This window comes from Bradyrhizobium sp. JR4.3 (assembly GCF_040547695.1).
Taxonomy (GTDB): Bacteria; Pseudomonadota; Alphaproteobacteria; order Rhizobiales; family Xanthobacteraceae; genus Bradyrhizobium; species Bradyrhizobium canariense.
This window is the reverse complement of the sequence record NZ_JBEPQF010000004.1, coordinates 260596-281678: the sequence shown is the minus strand read 5'-3', so window position 1 is coordinate 281678 and position 21083 is coordinate 260596. Positions and strand designations below refer to the sequence as shown.

General features: G+C 63.1%; 22 protein-coding genes. 6 read left to right on the top strand and 16 right to left on the bottom strand.

Annotated elements, in window-relative coordinates; translation table 11 throughout:
- Positions 1-3: 3 nt before the first annotated feature.
- Positions 4-3114 carry a DEAD/DEAH box helicase gene (locus ABIB91_RS09905; protein WP_035993472.1) on the bottom strand — a complete coding sequence of 1037 codons (3111 nt, stop codon included), beginning with the start codon at positions 3112-3114 and terminating at the stop codon, positions 4-6.
- Here ABIB91_RS09905 and ABIB91_RS09900 point away from each other — a divergent pair.
- Positions 3113-3343: a hypothetical protein gene (locus ABIB91_RS09900; RefSeq protein ID WP_035993475.1), complete on the top strand. Its 231-nt coding sequence runs from the start codon at positions 3113-3115 to the stop codon at positions 3341-3343. The genes ABIB91_RS09905 and ABIB91_RS09900 overlap by 2 nt on opposite strands.
- A gap of 152 nt (positions 3344-3495) precedes the next feature.
- On the opposite strand, the gene ABIB91_RS09895 is transcribed toward ABIB91_RS09900, so the two are convergent.
- Complete coding sequence (locus tag ABIB91_RS09895; RefSeq protein ID WP_007595982.1) at positions 3496-3756, bottom strand: hypothetical protein; 261 nt, start codon at positions 3754-3756, stop codon at positions 3496-3498.
- A gap of 121 nt (positions 3757-3877) precedes the next feature.
- Between ABIB91_RS09895 and ABIB91_RS09890 the strand changes: the two genes are divergently transcribed.
- Positions 3878-4609 carry a DUF3750 domain-containing protein gene (locus ABIB91_RS09890; protein WP_354160399.1) on the top strand — a complete coding sequence of 244 codons (732 nt, stop codon included), beginning with the start codon at positions 3878-3880 and terminating at the stop codon, positions 4607-4609.
- A 273-nt stretch (positions 4610-4882) separates the two neighbouring features.
- On the opposite strand, the gene ABIB91_RS09885 is transcribed toward ABIB91_RS09890, so the two are convergent.
- The 9 genes from ABIB91_RS09885 to ABIB91_RS09845 all read right to left on the bottom strand — a co-directional run bounded on the left by ABIB91_RS09885 (position 4883) and on the right by ABIB91_RS09845 (position 12485).
- A complete protein-coding gene (locus ABIB91_RS09885; RefSeq protein ID WP_007595986.1) occupies positions 4883-5170 on the bottom strand; it encodes a DUF2934 domain-containing protein in 288 nt (95 codons plus the stop codon).
- 283 nt (positions 5171-5453) lie between these two features.
- A complete protein-coding gene (locus ABIB91_RS09880; protein ID WP_007595988.1) occupies positions 5454-5615 on the bottom strand; it encodes a DUF2934 domain-containing protein in 162 nt (53 codons plus the stop codon).
- A 159-nt stretch (positions 5616-5774) separates the two neighbouring features.
- Positions 5775-7496 carry an FAD-dependent oxidoreductase gene (locus ABIB91_RS09875; protein ID WP_354160396.1) on the bottom strand — a complete coding sequence of 574 codons (1722 nt, stop codon included), beginning with the start codon at positions 7494-7496 and terminating at the stop codon, positions 5775-5777.
- 29 nt (positions 7497-7525) lie between these two features.
- The gene (locus tag ABIB91_RS09870; protein WP_354160394.1) at positions 7526-8344 is read right to left on the bottom strand and encodes a sugar phosphate isomerase/epimerase family protein; all 819 of its coding nucleotides are present in this window, start codon (positions 8342-8344) and stop codon (positions 7526-7528) included.
- A complete protein-coding gene (locus ABIB91_RS09865; protein WP_354160392.1) occupies positions 8344-9000 on the bottom strand; it encodes a hypothetical protein in 657 nt (218 codons plus the stop codon). The genes ABIB91_RS09870 and ABIB91_RS09865 overlap by 1 nt, the downstream gene beginning before the upstream one ends.
- Before the next feature lie 14 nt (positions 9001-9014).
- On the bottom strand, positions 9015-9509 hold the full coding sequence (locus ABIB91_RS09860) for a type II 3-dehydroquinate dehydratase (RefSeq protein WP_007595994.1): 495 nt from the start codon (positions 9507-9509) through the stop codon (positions 9015-9017).
- Between the two features lie 31 nt (positions 9510-9540).
- Positions 9541-10821 (bottom strand): TRAP transporter large permease subunit, encoded by a 1281-nt coding sequence (locus ABIB91_RS09855; RefSeq protein ID WP_007595995.1) that lies wholly within the window; start codon positions 10819-10821, stop codon positions 9541-9543.
- A gap of 61 nt (positions 10822-10882) precedes the next feature.
- Positions 10883-11392: a TRAP transporter small permease gene (locus tag ABIB91_RS09850; protein ID WP_007595997.1), complete on the bottom strand. Its 510-nt coding sequence runs from the start codon at positions 11390-11392 to the stop codon at positions 10883-10885.
- A gap of 76 nt (positions 11393-11468) precedes the next feature.
- Positions 11469-12485 carry a TRAP transporter substrate-binding protein gene (locus tag ABIB91_RS09845; protein ID WP_354160391.1) on the bottom strand — a complete coding sequence of 339 codons (1017 nt, stop codon included), beginning with the start codon at positions 12483-12485 and terminating at the stop codon, positions 11469-11471.
- Between the two features lie 228 nt (positions 12486-12713).
- Here ABIB91_RS09845 and ABIB91_RS09840 point away from each other — a divergent pair, with 228 nt between their 5' ends.
- Positions 12714-13373 carry a GntR family transcriptional regulator gene (locus ABIB91_RS09840; protein WP_354160389.1) on the top strand — a complete coding sequence of 220 codons (660 nt, stop codon included), beginning with the start codon at positions 12714-12716 and terminating at the stop codon, positions 13371-13373.
- A gap of 57 nt (positions 13374-13430) precedes the next feature.
- On the top strand, positions 13431-14324 hold the full coding sequence (locus ABIB91_RS09835; RefSeq protein ID WP_354160387.1) for an SMP-30/gluconolactonase/LRE family protein: 894 nt from the start codon (positions 13431-13433) through the stop codon (positions 14322-14324).
- 54 nt (positions 14325-14378) lie between these two features.
- Here ABIB91_RS09835 and ABIB91_RS09830 read toward each other — a convergent pair whose 3' ends face one another.
- Entirely contained in the window at positions 14379-15116 is a 738-nt protein-coding gene (locus tag ABIB91_RS09830; RefSeq protein ID WP_219681557.1) for an SDR family oxidoreductase, read from the bottom strand.
- Positions 15117-15331: 215 nt separating this feature from the next.
- On the opposite strand from ABIB91_RS09830, the gene ABIB91_RS09825 reads away from it, so the two are divergent.
- Positions 15332-15859 (top strand): winged helix-turn-helix transcriptional regulator, encoded by a 528-nt coding sequence (locus ABIB91_RS09825; protein ID WP_007596008.1) that lies wholly within the window; start codon positions 15332-15334, stop codon positions 15857-15859.
- Between the two features lie 205 nt (positions 15860-16064).
- Here ABIB91_RS09825 and ABIB91_RS09820 read toward each other — a convergent pair whose 3' ends face one another.
- Positions 16065-16952 (bottom strand): sigma-70 family RNA polymerase sigma factor, encoded by an 888-nt coding sequence (locus tag ABIB91_RS09820; RefSeq protein ID WP_354160384.1) that lies wholly within the window; start codon positions 16950-16952, stop codon positions 16065-16067.
- A 20-nt stretch (positions 16953-16972) separates the two neighbouring features.
- Entirely contained in the window at positions 16973-17281 is a 309-nt protein-coding gene (locus ABIB91_RS09815; RefSeq protein WP_219681560.1) for a hypothetical protein, read from the bottom strand.
- A gap of 197 nt (positions 17282-17478) precedes the next feature.
- On the opposite strand from ABIB91_RS09815, the gene ABIB91_RS09810 reads away from it, so the two are divergent.
- A complete protein-coding gene (locus ABIB91_RS09810; RefSeq protein ID WP_354160382.1) occupies positions 17479-18885 on the top strand; it encodes a DHA2 family efflux MFS transporter permease subunit in 1407 nt (468 codons plus the stop codon).
- Between the two features lie 973 nt (positions 18886-19858).
- Here ABIB91_RS09810 and ABIB91_RS09805 read toward each other — a convergent pair.
- Positions 19859-20323 carry a DUF2231 domain-containing protein gene (locus ABIB91_RS09805; protein ID WP_354160380.1) on the bottom strand — a complete coding sequence of 155 codons (465 nt, stop codon included), beginning with the start codon at positions 20321-20323 and terminating at the stop codon, positions 19859-19861.
- Positions 20324-20333: 10 nt separating this feature from the next.
- Positions 20334-21014, bottom strand: coding sequence for a TetR/AcrR family transcriptional regulator (locus ABIB91_RS09800; protein ID WP_354160378.1), 681 nt, complete (start codon positions 21012-21014; stop codon positions 20334-20336).
- Positions 21015-21083: the final 69 nt, after the last annotated feature.

The following is a 21083-nucleotide window of genomic DNA, read 5'->3' as shown; positions in this document are numbered from 1 at the left end:
TCCCTAGCCGTCCAGCAGGTCGAGAAACTCCTCGACCCGGCTGAACGGATCCGCGTCGCGGCGGCCGGCGTGAACGACGCGGTCGCCGTCGCGCTGCAGCGCTCCCGTCTGCGACTTTCCTCTGGATTTCCGCAGCCGCCCCGGCAGGAACGTCGCGGCGACCGCCTCGGGCCCGACATCGAGCCTGACGATGCCGCGCCGTTTGCAATCGATCCGGAGCCTGGCGGATGCGAAGAAGTCGCGGGCCTCCGGCGGCAACCGACCGAAACGACGCGAGATCTCCTCCTCCAGATCTTCCAGATCGTCGTCGCTTCGGCATCGGGCGGCGCGGCCATAGATCTCGAGCCGGACCGCTTCCGATTGCACGTAGCCCTCAGGCAGCATGTCGGCCAACGGCATATTGAGATCGGGCACCCACAGATCGGCGCCGGCGTCGCTACCTCGCTCGGACGCCCGCTTCAGCAGATGACTGTAGAGCACCGGTCCGAACACCTGGACATGGCCGGACTGCTGTTCCGAGAACAGATCGCCGGCGCCCCTGAGGTCGAGGTCGCGCTCGCTGATCGCAAAGCCGGCACCCGGCTTGCTGAACTCCTCCAGTACCGCCAGACGTTTCTCGGACTGCTCTGAGGTCGATTCCGTCAGCAGATGGGCAAAAGCGCGCGTGCCGCCGCGTCCCACCCGTCCCCTGAGCTGATGCAGCTGCGCAAGCCCGAACTTTTCGGGCCAGCACACCACGATGGTGTTCGCGCGCGGAATATCGAGCCCGCTTTCCACGATATTGGTCGCCAACAGCACGTCCGCCTCGCCGTCGACGAAACTCATCATGCGGTCGTCGATCTCGTCCACGGGCAACCTGCCGTGAAGACAGACGATGCGCAGCTCCGGCGCCACCGATTGCACCCGCGCCAGCATCGGCTCCAGATCCTGGATGCGTGGGCAGATCAGGAAGCTCTGACCGTGCCGCCTGCGCTCGCGCAGCAGCGCCGCGGCAATGGCAGCGTCGGACAGCGGCGCGATCCTGGTCACGATGGGAAGGCGATGAACCGGCGGCGAGGCGATCACGCTGAGGTCCCTGAAGCCGGCAAGACCCGCCGCGAGCGTGCGCGGGATCGGCGTGGCGCTCATCCACAGCGAATGGGCCCCCTTGGCGAGGCCTGAGAGCTTCGCCTTCTCCGCCGCCCCGAAATGCTGCTCTTCGTCGATGATGACGAGGCCAAGGTCGGCGAACTTCACGTCCTTTGCCGCAAGAGCCTGCGTGCCGACCACGACTTTCAGCGTGCCGCGCCGCAGTCCTTCTTTCGTCTCTCTCGTCTCCGGGCCTGAACTGGCTCGCGACAGGCTTCCCACCTCGATCCCAAGAGGGCCGAACCGTTTGCGGAAGGTTTCGACATGCTGCCGCGCCAGCACGGTGGTCGGCGCCGCGATCGCCACCTGCTTGCCGGACAGCGCCACGGCCGCCGCCGCCCGCAGCGCGACCTCGGTCTTGCCGAATCCGACGTCACCGCAGATCACCCTGTCCATGGGATGGCCCGCCGCAAGATCGTCGAGGACGTCTTGAATGGCCTGGCCCTGGTCCGCTGTCGTGAAATAGGGGAACCGTGCGACGAATTTTTCATAAGCCGGCCCCGGCGGCACCAGTTTGGGTGCACGACGGCGGAGGCGCTGGCTGATGTGTTTGGCGAGCGCCTTGGCGGCGACCTGGATTTCCGCTTCCGCCTCGGTACGCCGCGCCCACCAGCTGCTGCCGTCCGCCTTGTCGAGCGTCAGCTTGCCGGGTTCGCCGGCATAGGGCCAGATCACCGCAAGATCGGCCGGTGGAACGAGCACGGCATTGTCGCCCGCGAATTTGAGCCTGATCATCTCGCGTCGCGATCCCTTGCCCATATCGAGGGTCTGCAAGCCATCGAGCACGGCTAGCCCGCGTTGCAGATGGACAATGGCGGCGCCCTTTTCGGGCACATCGGGATGATCGAAGGCCGGGTTCCATGCGCGCGCCATCGGCTGGGGATGATGGGCCCGGCTGCCGAGCACGTCGGACGCGGTCACGACGACAAGCGGCTTGCGGCCGGCGCCAATGAACCCCGCGTCGAAATCGGCCAGCAGCGCGCCTTCGCGGCTCCGTGCCTTCGCCACCTCGCTCCAATCGGCCAGGCGCTCCGCCTTGATGCCGCTCATGCGCTCCATCGCGCGAAGGTCGTCCTCGACGGCCGCGACGAACAGCAGCCGCGATCCGCCGCGCTGCATGTCGGCGACGAAGGCGCGAAGCGCCTTGCGCGGCGAGGCCAGCTTCGAGAACTCCGGAGTCGAGATGAAGGCGGCCTTGCGCGGCAGCACGCTGATGCGCTTCTTCAGCTGCTTCCAATCCGCCTGCCCCAGATACTCGCGCTCCGCATCCCTGCGGCCGGCGGCGTCCTCAATCGTGGCCTGCCAGCTCTCGGCGTGGGTCGATACCCCGGCATCCGCGATCCACCGCGCGCGGCTGCAATAATCAGGCAGCGTCGCCCGCTGTCCGCGCGTAGCTCCCAGCGCGATCCGCTCGGACATGGGATCGATGATCAATTCCGCGGTCTCGTAGACGACCTCGTGCTCGATCGGATCGACCGCGACGATCTTGCGAATCGTGTCTCCGGAATGCTCGATCCGGAAGGGAGCGAGCGCGCCGGCGGGAAACACTTCGAACGTCTTGCCGTGGAACAGGACGCCGCCCGGATACTCCGCCTCTTCGTCGAGATCGTAGCCGAGAGCCTCCAGCCGCGTCTCCAGCTCGGGCCCGGAATAGGGCGCGCCCACCTTCAGCGTGAGGCTCGACCGCGACCAGCTCGCCGGCAGCGGCAGCCGTTCCATGATGGCTTCCGCGGTTGACACCAGGAAGACGGGCTTCTTTGCCTTGGCGAGACGCCGCAGCACCGAGCTGCGCCGTCCCGCGATCTCGCGGGATGGCTCGAGGCCGTCGAAGGGCAGCGTGTTCAGGCGCGGAAACACCAGCACGTCGACCGAGGGATCGAGAGCGTGAATCACGCCGCCCAGCCGCTCCGCCCTGCTCTCGTCGTCGCAGAGGAAGACGAGGCCGTCGGACTTCTCCCACTGCTCGAGCAGATGCAGCGCCAGCATGCCGAGCGGCGATGAGGAGGCGACCGCGGAACGCGAGGCGCTCTTGTCCGGACGCTTGCTTGTCGAGCTCGTGCTTTTCGAACTCGTGCTCTTCGTGCTCTTGCTTTTCGCGCTCTTGCTTAGCGAGCCTTTGCTTTTTGAGCTCTCGCTTTGTGTCTTTATCGCGCCGGTCGTGGCCCGGGCTTTCCTGGTGGGCGCCAATGTGTATCCAACTTTGTTTCGCAAATAGAGGCGAGCGACGACGAGCCCTCCCGTTGAGCTCCGTCGATAACGCGCCTCGGGCCTGAGCGCCCAATGACGTCATTACAATTTTGCAATTGCGTTGAAAAGCAGAGACAGAGGACGAAGGCAAGCGGCCTGAACGGGCAGAAGGCTACCGGGCTATTGCAGGACCTTCGGCAGCACCACGACCACATCCACGCTCTGCGCGAGGATATGCGTTGCGACCACAGCGAGCTGGTGCGAGAACTCGTCCTCGATCTCGGCCGCGCAGTCTTCGTCGCTGGCAATGGCAAACAGCAGATTGCCGTCGATTTCGTCGAACCGGATGCCGGCGAACAGGCGATCGAAAATCTCGGCGCCCGCGATGTACGCGATTCGCGCCTGGATGGCCTGGTCCTCGACGAGCGACAACTTCCTCATGGACGCAACATATGGCCGCACCATCCGAATGCAAGAGCAGGAGAGCGCTGGCGCGGCGTGCCTTGCGAACTATATTGGTGGCATCGTCCCGCCTGAACGCCGTTTGCCCTTGAGGAAATCCTTGATTCTGTTCCTGCTGCTGATCTTCCTGCCGATCGCCGTGTCGGCCGGCCGCTATTATTTGCGCGGCGACGGCCGCGGCAACTGGCAGACGGCGGATCGCTCCAGCGCCGGCCTGCTGCCGCCCGCATCCGCCAATCCGGATGCGCTGATCCGCGTGTTCGCCGCGCGCACCGTGCGCTGGCGCAGTATTTTTGCTGTCCATACCTGGATCGTCGTCAAGGAGAAGGGCGCCACGACCTACAGCCGATACGACTACACGGCCTGGGGCGACCCTGTTCGCAGCAACGGCTTTGCGCCCGATGGCCGCTGGTTCGGCGCGATGCCGGAAACGGTCGTGGCGGTCGACGGCGCGCGGGCAGAAGGATTGATTCCGAAGATCCGTGCCGTCATCGAGAACTACAAGTTCCGCGCCTATGGCGACTACAGCGCCTGGCCGGGGCCGAATTCCAACACCTTCGTGCAGGCGGCGCTTGACGCCGTTCCCGAGTTGCGCGCCGTGCTGCCGCCGACCGCCATCGGCAAGGACTTTCCCTACAGCGGACGCTGGGCCGGCATCACGGCGTCCGGCACCGGGCTCTACGCCTCGCTGTCGGGCTATCTCGGCATGACCATCGGCTGGGTCGAAGGGGTCGAGATCAATTTCCTCGGCGCGGTGCTCGGCCTCGACATCCGCCGCCCCGCGCTGAAGCTTCCAGGCATAGGCCGCCTGGGTGTCACGGCCGGCGCGTAACGCAATGACCGAGCAGTCCCATCAAAGTCGGTGTCCTCCCAAGCTTCCCGACATCGTCCAATGTGTGCTTCAGGTCACAGCAGAATCGAGCACCTTGGCCTAGACTGAACTTGCATGGCCGCAAACAAGGTAACGGCGGTACGCACAAGGCTGGAGAGGCGACCGACAGCTACGGACTTTTGAAGCCGCCAGGTGAAGAACTCGGCGGCTTTTTCTCTGTCCAGGGAACGCGCGGCCGAAGCTTGTTCGCTGCCGATGTGGCTCCCGGAACCTCTACCGTTTGTCTGAGGAATCCGAGAGCCTCCGCTGATCGCGCTCTTCGTCGATCTGCCGTTCGGCCTCGAGCCAAAACTCCACGTCCCGATCGACCGGGCGACCGGCCTGCTCCCAGAGTTCGTAGGCGCGCGCTCGCACCTTTCCGCGCCGCATCATGCGAAGCAGCTTTTGCTTCAGCTCCTCGGCGAACGTCCTGAATCGCTGGACGGTGGTTTCGTCTTTGACAAGGGCTGCCGCTCGCGTTGCGAGTTCGATCTGGTGCTCTATCTTTTGCCGCTCGTCCACCGCAAACCCCGCCGTAGCCACGGGCCTGCGTCGCAGCCCGTGCTGCTCACAACCTCAATTCCTGCTGGAAGGCTCTGTTCCGCCTTCAATGCCAGGTCTTGCTAGTGCCACGTCGTGTCCGCTTCGACGACCACCGCCCTTGTTTCGGGATCTTCCGTCGTGTTGCAGGTGCAGGGCATTCCCTCACCGCAGCGGCAGCCGCCCAGTTCCTCGCTCCAGGCGCGGAGCGGATGGTTTGCGCAGACCCATCCCAGACCGTGGCAGAATGGGCATCTCTTGTCGGTCACAGCGTATCCGGCGTCCGCATGGGGTTCGACTTGTCCTCGTTGCGCAACTCCTGCTCGGCCGCATGCCAGAATTCTTCCTCGCGGCCTTCCGGCTTGCCCGCCTGTTCCCACAAGCGGTGCGCGCGTTCTCTGATGTCGTGATCGGTCGGCTCCGGCATTGCATCTCCTGCGACGAGAGACACGGCCCCACCCTGGGGGGTATGGGGGCTTGGAGGCGGGGCCGTGCAGGCCAGCAAATCGGCGGCGACGCTGGCCCGCTGAGTCAAGCCTCGATGGTGCGCAGAGTTCCTAGCCCTGAGCGGCGAACGATCCGGCTTTCAGTTACCTTCGTCCTGAGCTGAAGCGCCCGCGGCATGCATTGCCGCGCACCATCCGAATACCATCGCAGGCCCGATCATCGTGCCCGGGCCCGGATAAGTGCCTCGAAAGATCGAGGATGAATCGGTACCGACGGCGTAGAGTCCGGGTATGGCGGTCCCAGGGCTAGACAAGACGCGGGCGGTTAAATCCGTGCACAAGCCGGCGCTGCTAGCGAGATCCGTCGGCCATACTGCGACGGCATAGTATGGCCCAGGACCGACCCGCCGCAGGCACGGGTTTGGCACGTTCCGGGGATCACCATTGAACCGGTTCAACTCGCTTGAACCGCGGCCGAACTCTTCGTCCACACCGCTCTCGGCATAGCGATTGTATCGCTCGATCGTTTGAGCAAGCTCGCCGCCATCGACGCCGATGTTTTCGGCCAGTGCTTCAATCGTTTCGCCCGCCAGCAAATATTTAGCCTTGAGAAATTTGTCCAAATCCCTCGTCCCGGGATGAACGAGACCAATGCCATAGTCGCCGATAAAGGCGCGATCGCAAATCAGGAAAGCTGGCGTTGCCAATACCGAAGACGAGTCCGATCGCAACATCGCTTCCACGAAGTCGTGATAGGAGTCGGCTTCATTCACGAAACGGCGGCCCGACTTGTTCACCGCAAGCAGTCCTGGCTTGGCACGATCCAGCATAATGTGCGGAAATACCGAGACGTAGCCGTCCGCCTGCGTCATGACCGAGCTCGGCATCCACAAGGCGGGGCTATCGAAATTACGCTCAATCACCGCGTCGACGCGTTCGGCCGCGAGCAGGCCGTCCCCGGTATTGCACGAAGGCGCGAGTGAAAATCGGCGCGCGGCCTCGGGGAAAAACCTGGCGCGAAGCTCGCGGCTCCAGCCGATGCCTCCCGTTGCCAGCACCACGCCCTTGCGGGCACGTATCGCCAGTGCTCCTGAGGGCGATGACAAAACGGCCCCGACGACTGCGTCGCCATTACGGATGAGCTCAGTGAGCTCGGTCTCATATCGCAGATCCACGCCGGAACGACGAAGGCTGTCAAACAGCCTCGCGACGAGAGCGTTGCCCATGATCAGACGCGTTCCGCGGTTGTAGCGAAGTCGATCAAGCAAATGCCGACCGAGCAGACCAACGACATGCCTGAAATTCGTCCAGTTGCGGAATGGCGCCAGCAACGCCGGGATGTCCGCCTTTCCGACCATCATGCCGCCGAGGACCATGAACTCTCGCCGCGGGGCCCTTATGCGCTCGAAGTCCTTGCCAAGCTTGCGGCCGTCGAACGGAACGGCGCCGAGAGCACGACCACCGATCGCTGCCCCTAGAAGATTCTTGTAGTCGGGATGGACCGGCGGCGCCGCAAACCGTACGCTCGTCCTCTCCTCGAGATAATCGAGCATCATTGGACCCGTCTGGAGGAACGCATCCACACGCGCGTCCGCGGCGTGTTCGCCGAGCAATGCTTCAAGATAGACCCGCGCCGCCTCGGTGGAGTCTGAGATCCCTGCAAGCAATCCCTGCCGATTGCCCGGAATCCAGATGGTGCCGGCGGAGGTCGCGGTCGTGCCGCCAACCGTGTCCGACTTCTCGCAAAGGATCACGTCGAGCCCTTCGAGGGCGGCCACCAGCGACGTCGTCATGCCGGCGGCACCCGCCCCGACGACCAGAAGATCAGTCTCGACGTCCCAGGAGCGATCGGCTTGCGACATCCCGCACTACCCTTCTCGTCCCGAAATTCTCACCTCTCGCTGCGCACCCGCTCGACAACGGCTCTGCCCGCCGCCAACGCCCGGCGTGCTCGCGTCGCGGCGTCGACGCTCTTGGCCAGCTGAACGGTCGGAACCTCGATGCTGATCGTCAGATCATTCGGCATCGCGCTTGCAAGCCCCATCAGGTCTATTCCGCCCTCGCCCGGAAACATCCGCTCCTCGCGAGCGGCATGGATGAGCTGCTCCGTGGTCGCCGGGCGCTCGGCCGGGCCGTCGCAAAGTTGCCAGTAGTGAAAGCGTTGCGCCGGGATAGCGCGGAGGTCCGCAAGCGAACATTGCGACCGATCGAAATGCAGTGCATCGACCAGAATGCCGGCACCGGGATGATCGACGTCGCCGACGATCCGCATTGCGGTCTTCAGGTCCGGAACGCTGGTCCAGGGCATGAATTCGAGGTCGGAGGTCAGGCCATAGCTTGCTGCCGCTTCACAAAATTGCTGGTAGCGATCCGAAAACCGCGCCAGGTCCGGATCGTAGGCCGCGACGAGGATGTGTTTGGCGCCGAGGCGCGCGCCCACCTCGAAGAAGGGCGTGAACGAGGCAATCTCGGTTTCCGGTCTGAACGCAACGACCTCGAGATCGGCGACAGACACCCCCGTCAACTCCAACCGCCGAAGCGTCTCCCGCAGGAGCGGCGCATCGTCCATCAGGCGATAGGCAACACTGCCAGGCGTGGCGGGCAACAGCCTGAGCCCGACATTTTCGTAACCGCAATGCGCCGCCAATTCGATCATCTCGGGCGGCGCAAGCTCGAGCACGGTCAACGCGGCGAGCGAGAACGTTGTCATCAGCCGAAATCCGCGATACGGGCGTCGAGCGCAAACATGCTTTGATAAACTTCCGGCTCGCTCGCCCCGACCATGACGTCGGGCGCAAGCTCGCTCGCCCGCCGCAAGGCAGCCTGCAACGAGGCGACGTCGAGCGCCTCGATCAGCAAAAGCCCCGCGAAGAAGCCCTCATTCTTCCGCATGCCCTTCTCCGTCGTCCGCACCGACGTCCGCGCCTCGTCGGTCGCGCCGATCTGCACGACCGCAACCCCGTCGCACGCAACGAGCGCCTGGGCCAGACCTTCCGGATCTTTCGGCAACGTCTCGATCCGCAGCGCCACGATCGATGCGCCCTCGCCCCGCCCTCCCCGCGCGATCATGACGCCGCCGCCCCGCATGAAATTGCCGAGCTTCGGCATGATGCGCTGGGACCACGGCGTCGGTGCGTTGAGGCGCGCCAGATAGGCCTCGCCGTCGAGGACCTCCGGCGTCTCCAGCTCATACAGAATGAAGAAGCGGTTGATGTCGTCCCTTGCCGCGCGGAAGACACGCGATGCCAGGAAGCCCTTCGTCGTCACGCGCTCGGTCGTGTGTTCACGCGTCAGCCAGTGTCGGTAGTCGGTCAGGTCGTGAGCCTCGACGTCGCTCCAGATGGCGAGAAATCCCGTGCCGCGCATTCCGCCCTCCATGCCTACGCCTTGCCGCCGGCCGGAAGCCCGCGCAGAGCCGGTGCCATGGTCGCAGGCATTTGCCCCAGCCGTTGGACCGCCGCGAGCATCGCCGCGAGATAACCATAGGGACCCAGGCCGCAAATGACAGCCGTGCAGGCACTCGACGTGATCGAGTGGCGGTGCAGCTCGTCCCGCGCGTGAATGTTCGAGATGTGCACCTCGATCTTCACGCCCTCGAATATCTTCAGCGCGTCGATCAGCGCGATCGATGTGAATGAATAGGCCGCGGGATTCATGATGATGGCTTCCACGTTGCCATGGGCGGACTGGATCAGATTGACCAGTTCGCCCTCCATGTTCGATTGATGGAACGACATCGAAACGCCGAGCTGATCGGCCAGCGCGCGGCAGCTCGCCTCGATCTCCCCGAGCGTCGTCGAGCCGTAAATGTGGGGCTCGCGGATGCCGAGGAAATTGAGATTGGGTCCGTTGAGGATCATGATCCTTGCGGCCATTTCGCTTGTCCTTCCTTTGTTGCCGACGGGTCTAGCCGGCAAACCATTTGGCCGGGATCGTCACCAGTCCCGGGAATAGCACCATCGCGAACAGGACGATCAATTGTGCAATCAAAAAGGGCCAGACGCCCTTGATGATGTCCTCCATGCTGATCCTGGAGACGCCGCAAACCACATTCAGAACGATACCGACCGGCGGCGTGATGAGGCCGATCGCATTGTTGATGATGAAGAGGACGCCGAAGTAGACGGGATCGATGCCCGCTGCCTTGACGATCGGCATCAGGATCGGCGTGAGAATGAGAATGGTCGGCGTCATGTCGAGGGCCGTTCCCACGATCACCACCACGACCATGATCGCCAGCATCAGGAGCGTGTTGTTGCCCATGAAAGGCTTCAGCAGGGTGACGATCTGTGCCGAAATCTCGGACACGGTGATGAGCCAGGACGATACCAGCGCCGCTGCCACCAGAAACATCACGATGCTCGTCGTCAGGGCCGAGGAGACAAACACCTCATAAAGCTGCGACGGCTTCAATTCCCGATAGATGCAGGTCGCGACGAACAGCGAATAGACGGCGACGACCACTGCGGCTTCCGTCGGCGTGAAGATGCCGAAGCGCAGGCCGACGATGATGATGACCGGGAGCATCAACGCCCAGAAGCCGTCGACCACGGCTTTTACCATCTCCGAGAGCGATGCCCTTGGCGGGGGCGTCAGGTTCTCCTGGCGCACCACCCACCACCAGGCCAGGCAGAGCCCAGCCCCGAGCAGCAGCCCCGGGACGATCCCGGCCAGAAACAGCTTCGAGATCGACACGCCCGCGGCGACACCGAAGATGACGAACCCGATGCTGGGCGGAATCACAGGCGCGATGATGCCGCCGGCCGCCACCAGACCCGCCGCATAGGACTTCTTGTGGCCCGCCGCCACCATCATCGGCACCAGCAGCGCAGCCAGCGCTGCGGCGTCGGCCGCCGCGGAGCCCGAGAGCGACGCGAGGATGCAGGACGCGAGGATCGTGACGTAACCGAGTCCGCCGCGAAAATGTCCGACTGCGACGAGCGCAACATTGACGATTCGCTTGGCCAGACCGCCCTTGTTCATGACCTCGCCGGCGAGCATGAAGAAGGGAATGGCCATGAGTGGAAAGCTGTCTGCGCCGTTGATGACGTTCTGCGCCACGATCTGGGCATCGAACATGTCGATCGTGCTCATCAGGGCCACGCCGCAGACGATCAGCGCAAAGGCGATCGGCATGCCCAGCGCCATGGCGCCGAGCAGCGAAAAAGTGAAGACGGCAATCGTCATGGCGTGATCCCGGAGATTTTCAGGATGTGAGCGCCGGGCGACACGATATTGGGAGACAGCATCAGTGCTCCTCCGATTCCCTGACGGCCACCATGTCGGCTTCGCTGGCTTGTCCGGACATGACGCGGAACAGATCGTAGAGAAGGATCACGCCGGCCGAAACGCCGAAGATCACGCCCACGCCATAGAAGATGCCGAGCGACAGGCCGGTCGCCGGCGCGCGGTCGTCGAGATTGATGATCGTCTGCCGCCAACTTCCCGAGAGCAGAAGCCAGTCGGCGAACAGCATCAGGACGTAGCTGACGATGAAGCAGATGCGTTTGCCGTAAGCCGGCAGCATCCGCACAAGGCTATCGACGCCGAGATGGGCGTGCTCACGCATTGCCACGACCGCACCGAGGAAAGTCAGCCAGACCAGGAGCCAGCGCGACAGCTCCTCGGAAATCGCGATACCGGAGTTGAAGCCGTAGCGCAGAACCACGTTGCCGAACACCAGCACCACCATCACCGCGAGAAATGCGGCGATGATGCCTTTCAGCAGGGTGCAATACAGGTCGAGAAATCGCGCCATACGTGCCGTCCGGGCAAAGTCGGGTTCAGAGCCGGCCGACTGGACGGCTCTGCGTCTTGCATGCTGACGAGGTCGACTATTTCACGTCCTTGCGGATGCGATCGAGCTCGTCGTTGAATAGCTTAACCGCGTCCGGCTTGAGATTGGCGGCAATCTTGTCGACCACCGGCTGCGCCGTCTTGCGCATGCGATCGAGCTCTTCCGGCGCGACGGTGTTGTACTGCATGCCTTTGGCCTGCAATTCCGACAGCGCCTTTTCGGTCTGAAGGCGTGTCTGCTCCTTTTGATAGCCTCGGCTTTCCTCATACGCCTCGCGCATCAGGCGCTGCTCGGTCGGCGAGAGCTTGTCCCAGAACGCCTTGCTCACCAGGATGATGTTCAGGGTGAAGGTGTGATTGGTGGCGGAAACGTACTTTTGCACTTCGTAGAACTTGTTGGAGAGAATGACCGTAAAAGGGTTCTCCTCGCCATCGACGGTGCGCGTCTCCAGCGCCGAGTAGAGTTCGCCGAAGGCCATCGGAACGGGATTGGCCTTGAACGATCCGAAGGTCTCAAGGTAGACCGGGTTCGGAATGACGCGAAGCTTGAGGCCGTTGAAATCCTCGACCTTGGTGATCGGCCGCGTGCTGTTGGTGACGTTGCGGAAGCCGAGGCCCCAATAGCCCAGACCGATCAGCCCCTTCGACGGCAGCGTATCGAGCATTGACGTGCCGAATTTTCCGGTCCCGAGCGCGTCGGCCTGCTCGATGGTCTTCACGATGAACGGAAAGTCGATGAGGCCGAACTCAGGCACGACGGTTGCGAGCGACGTCGTCGAGGCCGACAGCATTTCCTGGGTACCGCCGCGCAGCGCCGATTGCTGCTGCAGCTCGTTGCCGAGCTGCGAGGCCGCGAACTCACGGACCTTCATCTTGCCTCCGCTCTTCGCCAGCAGGATCTCCGCAAATTTCTGCACCCCCGCGCTGACGGGGTGATCGGTGTTGTTCAGGTGTCCCCACCTGATCGTGCGCTCCTGAATGTCCTCAGCGGATGCGCCGACCGTCAGCGCCACGCAGATCGCCGTCGCAGACAGCGCCCGTATCAACAAGCTCATCGTTTCCTCCCTGTTCGACCGGGCACGACCGGCGGCTTAAGCCATTATTTTTCGTGCCCTCAGCCTATTTAGACATCACACATATATTTCCGTGTCAAATGACGATATCCATTTCATATGATGTTTTGTCATACGTCATACATCGGAAATCTGCTATAGTGCTGGCAACATTGATGGTTCGGCCGCGTCCGAAGTGGCCGACGATCGGGACAGGCGGGATCAGAAGGCATGACGTCAGTCGAGGAACGGCCCCTGTCGGCAGGCCACAGCGGCTATCAGCGCATCCGGGCCGACATCATTTTCGGAGTGCTCACGCCATCCGGACGCCTCAAGCTCGACGCCATGAAGGAGGACTACGGGGTCAGCATCTCCACGCTGCGCGAGATCCTCAATCGTCTGACCTCCGAGGGCTTTGTGGTTGCCGAGGGCCAGCGCGGCTTCGAGGTGGCGCCGATCTCCATCCAGAACCTGCGTGAGCTCGCCGGCCTGCGCATCCTGCTGGAGCATCACGCGATGGCCGAGTCGTTTCGTGCCGGCGACGTCGAGTGGGAGGGCCGCGTGGTGTCCGCGCATCACAAGCTGGCGGCCACCGAACGCACCGTCCTCAAGGAGGGTGACGATCCCGAGCTGCGCAAACGCTACGACGGCGAATTCCACCAGGCGCTGATCTCGAGTTGCGGTTCGCGCGAGCTGATGCAGACCCACGCGGTCGTGTTCGACAAATATTTCCGCTATGCGCTGCGCTACCGCGGCGCGGAGACGATCAACCAGCACAAGGCGCTGCTGGACTGCGCCCTCAAGCGCGACATCAAAGGCGCCAAAACCGTGCTCACCGAGCACATCAACGGGTGCGTCGCGCACGCCCTCGCCTCCTGGAACGAGGACTGATCGTCCGCGCCTGACCTCGTTCGGAGACAGCGCTCGTCGCTGCAATCGGATTTCGGGATGACTCCTGACATGATGCCCGCATATCGGGTCGAGACCGCGGTCGCCGCAGGCGATATCCTCGGGGAGACGCCGTTGTGGTGTGACCGCTCCCGTAAGCTGTGGTGGGTCGACATCGACCGGCGGCTGCATCAATCGTTCGATCCGGCGACAGGCGCTCATCAGGTTGTTCCGTACGCATGCAACTTTCTCGGCAGTCAGGCTCTGACGGCGGATGGCTCCCACCTGCTCGCGCAGGATCTGGGGCTTTATCGCCACTCGCCTAGTGACCGTCCTCCAGGCCAGCTCTGCGAGGTCGAAAGCGGCCCCGACAACCGTCTCAACGACGGGCGCGTCGACGCCCGGGGTCGGCTATGGATCGGCACCATGGACAACCAGCTGCATCGACCGAACGGGGCGCTGTATCGCGTAGATGCCGACGGCCGGACGATGCGCATGTTCGGCGATGTCATCGTAACGAACGGCATCGCGTTCTCACCCGACAATCGCACGCTCTATTTCACGGATACGAGGCGATACCGCACCTGGCAGTTCAACTTCGATCTCGATGACGGCGTGATCCGAAACAAGCGGCTGTTCGCGGATTACAGCGCCTCCGGGGAGAGGCCCGACGGCGCTTGTATCGACGTCGCCGGCGGATTGTGGACCGCATTCTTCTCCGGCGGCCGGGTGGTGCGCTATCGGCCGGACGGCCGGATCGACACCGTCATTCCGGTGCCGGCGACCAATCCGACCTGCGTGTGCTTCGGCGGAGCCGATCTGAAGACCTTGTTCGTGACGACGGCGCGAAAGTTTCTAGATCGTGAGCAATTGAGCCGCGAACCCCAAGCGGGTCATGTTCTGGCCATTGAGGGCATCGCACAGGGACTTCCAGAACACCGCTTCGGCAATTGATCCTGAACCCTCTTCATTCAGAACCCTTGCACGGGCCGTCGTGAACCGGCTTCGCTACCATTTCTCGCCGAAGGGACGAATCTCCAGCTCGAAGGTCCAGGCGCTTTTGGGTTGCTGATAGAGCATCCAGTAGGATTCGGCGACCGACGATGGCGGCATCAGGAGGTCGGGATTGTCCAGCGCGTTCGGACCGAGCGCCTCGATCCGCCGTTGCCGGACCCATTCCGTGTCGACGCCGGAATCGATGATCAGATGCGCCACGTGAATGTTCTTCGGGCCCAATTCGCGCGCCGCGGCTTGCGCGACCGCCCGCAGGCCGAACTTGGCGCTGGCGAAGGCCGCATAGCCGCTGCCGCCGCGCAAGCTCGCCGTCGCACCTGTGAAGAAGATGTTGCCCTGGCCACGGGGCAGCATCAGGCGCGCGGCCTCGCGGCCGGCGAGGAAGCCGGAATAGCAAGCCATTTCCCAGACCTTGCGGAACACCCGTTCGGTCGTGTCCAGAATCGGAAAGTTGACGTTGGCGCCGACGTTGAAGATGCAAACCTCGAGCGGGGCGTGCTTGTCGGCATCGCCGAGAAACGAGATGACCTGGTCTTCCTTGCGCGCGTCGAGCGCGCGCGCGTGAATTTCGCCGCCGGCCTGCTCGATCTCCTTGACGAGCGGTTCGAGCTTGGCGCCGTCGCGGCGTCCCGCAAACACCGTAAAGCCCTCGGAGGCGAACTTCTTTGCAATCTCGCTGCCGATAAAATCACCGGCGCCGATCACGGCCACGGTCGCGTTTCTCTTTTGCATGGGACTTCTCCCGGTCAGGTCTGGATCCGGTCGTCGGATCATAATTCAGACCGCGGATTGTCTTACAGTTCTAAAACCGAACTGTCAATTCGAGTAGATTTTGTGCTCTAGGAAAGACATTGTCTCGCAGTAGGTACCGATTTAGAATGGTATCTGAACCAAAGGCTTCCTGAACGATATTCGCGCGGAAGCCGCGGGCAGAGTGGAGATCTGGAATGAAATGGGGTGAGCTGGAGGACGAGCCGTGTTCGATGGCCCGAACCATCGGCGTGATCGGCGACCGCTGGACCCTTCTGATCCTGCGTGAATGCTTCCTGCGCACACGCCGTTTCGAGGGCTTTCAGTCTTCGCTCGGAATCACGCGCCACCTGCTCGCCGAGCGGCTGAAGAAGCTGGTCCGGCAAGGCGTGTTGCGGCGTATCCCCTATCAGGACTCGCCCAAGCGGCACGAATACATCCTCACTCAGAAGGGGCTCGATCTCTATCCGATCATGATGGCGATCGTGCATTGGGGCGACACTCATATGGTCGACGCGCGCGGACGACCTTTGCTGCATCAACACCGCAAATGCGGCAAGGACTTCGATCCGGTCATGGTTTGCTCCGAATGCGGCGAGCCGCTTTTGGCCAAGGAGATTCATACCCACCCCGGCCCTGGTGCTCGACGCACCCCGGCGCCGGAGAAGCCGAAGGCAAAGCGAGAGACAAGGGCAAAGACAAAGGCCCACCGCAGCGCCGCGTGAGATGGCTGCGTAGCGCGAGCAACGTTCGACATATCCCTGGAAATGGTGCGACCGATCTTTCAAACGGACATGAACTCTCGTTCCCGCGGCGCATTTCGCGCGAGCTTTGCTTCATCACTCACCCGCTCAAATCCAAGAGGGCACAGGGAAGGCCGGGTGCCGGCTGGCACCCGCGGTCCGCTGCGCGAAAAGCACATAGGCAAGTTCACCCTCTATCCACCACGCACTCCGCACCATCGATAACATAGGCTGCGTGACGAAAATCCCTGATAGTGGCGAGCTTGCCGGCGGACCAGTCGAGCAGCATGAAATATTTCGCCCGCCCGGCTGGCTCGTTCGGATCGAACACCAGGATCGCGGGACGTCCCTCGACCTGCCCCGTCACCAGGTGCCAGTCGCTGACCTTCGAATAATTGCCGAAATAGTTCGACACCTCAGCCTTGCCTCTCAGCCTGGTGCGGTTGACTAGCTCGAGCCTGACGTCGTCGGCGATCATGGCGCGGATCGCGTCGAAGTCGCGAGCGTTGAAATGGCCGACATAGGCGCTGAGCCGCGTCCGATCGGCTTCCGACAGGCCCGGCTGCGACACGTCGTCCGGCTCTCCGGCGAACTCACGCAGCTGCGTGCGTCCGCGATGCAGCGCGGCCTTCACCGCCGGCAGGCTGAAATCCATGATGTCGCAGACCTCGGCAAGCGAGCAGCCGAGCACGTCCATCAGGATCACGCTGGAGCGCTGCGCCACCGGCAGCCGCATGAAGGTGCGCAGGCTGGTCGCGGCGATCTGGCGGCTTTCCAAATCATCGAGCCGGTCGGCAATCATCTCCACCTCCTCGGCCGAATGCAGCGCCTCCTGCCGGTTGCGGCGGCGCAGGAAATCCAGCGCGGTGTTGTGCGCGATGCGGAACAGCCAGCCCTCCATATTGACAGGCGTGACCGATTGCAGCGCTTCCATCGCCTTGATCAGCGCATCCTGCAGCACATCCTCACCGTCGATGACCGAGCCGACCATGCGCGCGCAGTAGCGATGCAGTTTCGGCCGCATCCGCGCCAGCAGGGCCTCGACATCGACGGTGGCCAGGGGGTCTGGCGCCATTGCTCCTCCGCTTCGCCTGCTCAGGACTCGTCCAGCATACGATAGTTGCCGACAATCCTCACATCACGAACCAGCGGCAGCTCCGCGCAGCGGTCACGGATGCCGTCCTGGAACGTCTGAAATGCCTTGAGTTTCGGGATCGGGCTCGAGCCGTCCTCGGCCGCGGCCTCGACAAGATGGATGAAGGTGTCGTCCTCCAGCCGCAGCGTCAGATAGCGCACACCGTCCGGCCCGGCCGCCTTCAATTCGGCAAATACGGCCGAAACCAGCTCAGCATTCCGATCGGCCAGCTCCGGCCTAGCCTTGTACCTGATCAACGTCCTTCTCATCGCGCGCTCCTTGCTCATGTCGCGACCTGGTTCGCTCAAAATCGCGCACATGGCCGCATCACCCCTAGGACGTTTGCCGACCGGCGAAGGATGCGGCCCGGAAACAATTATTTTTGGGCGCATCCTTTGCCGCTCAGCCCTCGTCTAGCCCGCAGAACGCGCCGCGACAGGCTGGCGCGACACACGGAGAGAGGGCGATGCAGACCCCGACCAATCGCGCCGCGCAGAACTGGGTGCTCGGCGTCACCGCGCTGGCATCCTTCATGATGGCGCTGGACGCTATGATCATCACGACGGCATTCGCGACCATCCGCGCCGAATTCGGCAGCCCGGTCGAGACGCTGCAATGGACCGTCAACGCCTTCAACCTGACCTTTGCCGTGCTGCTCCTGACCGGTGCCGCGCTCGGCGACCGCTTCGGTCGCCGCCGCATGTTCGCGGCCGGGCTCGCCCTGTTCGTCGTTGCATCGGCGGCCTGTGCGCTCGCAGGCAATGCCACCGCGCTGATCGCCGCCCGCGCGCTGCAGGGCGCCGGCGCTGCGCTGGTGATGCCGCTGGCCATGGCGATCCTGAGCGGCACGTTCGGCCGCGAGGAGCGCGCCCGCGCGCTCGGCATTTTCGCTAGCATCACCGGCTGCGCGCTGATCATTGGCCCCGCCATCGGCGGCTTCATCACCGAACATTTCGGCTGGCGCTGGGTGTTCTGGATCAACCTGCCGATCGGCCTGATCGCGATCACCCTGGTGCTGGCACGGTTGCGCGAAAGCTTCGGCCCGGCCGCCGCGTTGGACATCCCCGGACTGGCGCTTGTTGCGCTGGCGGCGCTGGCGTGGGTGTGGAGCCTGTTGCGCGGCAACGCCGTGGGGTGGGCGAGCGCCGAAATCATGGCCACGCTGATGTCGGGCCTGGTGTTCACGGCCGGCTTCGTGCTCTGGGAATTGCGCGCGGCCGCGCCGATGGTGCCGATGCGGCTGTTCTCATCGCGGGCGCTTGCCTCCGGCATGTCCGCAAGCGTGCTGTTCTACGCCGCGATGTATGGCGTCTTGTTCCTGCTGCCGCAGTTCCTCCAGACCACGCTGGGCTTCGACGCCTTCGGCGCCGGACTTCGCCTGCTCCCCTGGACAGCGACGCTGTTCGTCACCGCCCCGATCGCGGGCGCGGTCGTCAACAGGTTCGGCGAGCGGCCGCTGGTGGTGACGGGATTGCTGATGCAGGCGATCGGCCTCGGCTGGATCGCGGAGATCGTGAGCCCCGCGGTTACCTACTCCGCTCTGGTCGCGCCGCTGGTGCTGGCCGGCGTCGGTGTCTCGATGGCGATGCCGGCAGCACAGAACGCCATCCTGAGCTCGGTCGCGGTGGCCGAAATGGGCAAGGCGTCCGGCATCTTCAACATGGGCCGCTTCCTCGGCGGCATGTTCGGCATCGCCGCGCTGGTGGCGAACTTCTCGGCCCATGGCGGGGTCGATTCGGCCGCTCATTTCGAGAGCGGATTTGCCGCGGCGATGAGCCTCGCCGCAACGCTGTCGCTGGCCGGCGCGATTGCAGGGTTTTTCCTGCCGGCACGGCGACGGACCGCCGGCGCAGCCGCGCCGCAAGATGCGTGAGGCTGACAACACTGGAGTTTCGTTATCGGGCTGGCGGCTTGTGCCGTCACGCTTCTTTCTGATCATGAAGCGTCGTTCTAAAATGAAAACGACATCTGGTGGAAGACATCGCAGTCCTCCGACACGCATTGCAACCCGCAGGACACGTTTTCGCGTTCTCGCGGCGAAATTCGCCCGAGGTTTGCCTGGTCACTCCACCCTCTAAGCCAAGAGGGCGCAGGGAAGGCCGGGTGCCGGCTGGCACCCGCGGTCCGCTGCGCGAAAATGTAGCGCAATGAAACCGCACAGCAGCATACAGGTGTAGCCAATCACTCGGCCTTCCCTGCGCGATGGTTGGACGGCTTATGCCGTGCTCTCCCGGGAGCCGAGTTCTCTTTGGCCTCCCTCGTCCCGACGAAAGTCACCGACACCGCGCCGGTTGACGCAGATGCCGCATTCGCCAGGGCTTGACCGTAGCAACGACGGCCAGGACCACACGGTTTTGCCGTACGCACGGCTCGCCATTTCGCCGCAGTTTTTCCAGCCCTGTCGACAGAGCCGGAAACTTACAGACGAGACGAAGCCTAGCAGCGCCGCTCGTCGGAACGAAGCCTTGGGCTCACGGAGAGCAATCCGCCCTGCCCTTGGCCTCTCGCACCCGAACGCTGCCGCGTCCACCGCAAGCCCGGCTCGCGAACATGACGACCACAAGATCGCCCCTCAAGAATGAGCCGGGATGAGCGACACATACGCCAAAACCGAATTTCGGTAAAGTGGAATATTTTTGCGTGAGCGGATTGACAGGGGGCGACACAGGGCTGGAGCGTTGCGAGACAGACCGTCGGTTCGACAGGCGAGAGTTGGCCAAAGGAACGGAAAAGCCCACCAATTTAACCTACCCGCTCGAACGACAAATCTGGCTTTCCATCGAAGCGCACCAGAACAGCTTGAGTCGCTGCCTCTCCACAAACCCATGAGTCTTGTAGCCGGCGGCTTACCGCGGGACTGATCCCAACGTCGCGACGATTCCGATCCCATTTCGATAGACAAGCTCGGCGCCTTTCCAGCCGGTAACGGCGAGCGGACCAATGGCCGCGACGAGCGCCAATGCGATCACCAGATGCGCTTTCTTGCCTTGAGCTGTCCTTCCGGCCTCCAACACTGCGATGAACCACCAGATCACGGCAGTCGCGATCGCCCATCGCCGGTGGTCGGTCATGAAGATCGTTTGAGACGCGTCATGAGCAACAGTGAAGAAGGCGTTGATTCCTGCAATGACGGTCAGGATCGACAGCGCAGCTCCTGTCCAGAGGTTTATCCGAGCCGCGACGACCACAACGCCTGCCCAGCTGCGTCCGCGCGCAATTTGACCGAGCCCATACAGTGCCGTCGCCACGACGTACAAGGCGATCGTGAAGTGCACAAAAACCGGATGCCAATTCGGAATGATCTCGGGCATCGCAATACTCCTATTTTCGCCTCTCGGCGCTGTCGGCTTGCGGCGTCTTCGCCTCCGCCGGCAAATTTTCGAGCGCCCTCACGAAAAACAAAAACATCTTCGAAGCGAGGCTCGCGAGCTTGTTCGCGTGCAGACGGGCAATAGCTGACTGGAAACCAAGTCCCTGTATGATGCAGAAGTAGAGAATTGCCGCGTTGGAGACATTTGTGGTCTTCGGAAGTTGACCAAGCCGAACCGCCTCCTTGAGCAGATCGGTCACGTGCCGCTCGTATAGGATGTGAAGCCGTTGAAACTGCTCGTTGAGCATTGGGTAGCGGTGCCGAAGATCGTCCGACATCACGACCTTTGCGAGCGCGGGAAACTTCTCAATCAGCCCGACGTGGCCGACAAGAATACTTTCCAGACGAGCGAGCGGCGGCTCGTCCCTGTGTTCGAGGAGAGCGCGGGTCCAAACACCCTCCAGGCTTCCCTGGAGCCACGCCAGCACCTCGGTCCAGAGCACCTCTTTGGTGGGGAAGTGTCGAAAGACCGCCCCTTGGGATCGACCGATCGTATCCGCAATTAGCTGCGTACTGACCGAGTCGGCGCCTCGTTCATGGACCAATCGCAAGACCGTCTGCACGATCTGCTCCTTGCGCTCATCGGCCTGCAATCGTTCGCGACTGAGAGACGAAGTTACCTCGACGGGCATCGCTGGCGTCCTTGATTAGATAGCGTGTACTTGCTATCTACCGGTCCTAGAACTTGCTGTCAACTCCGG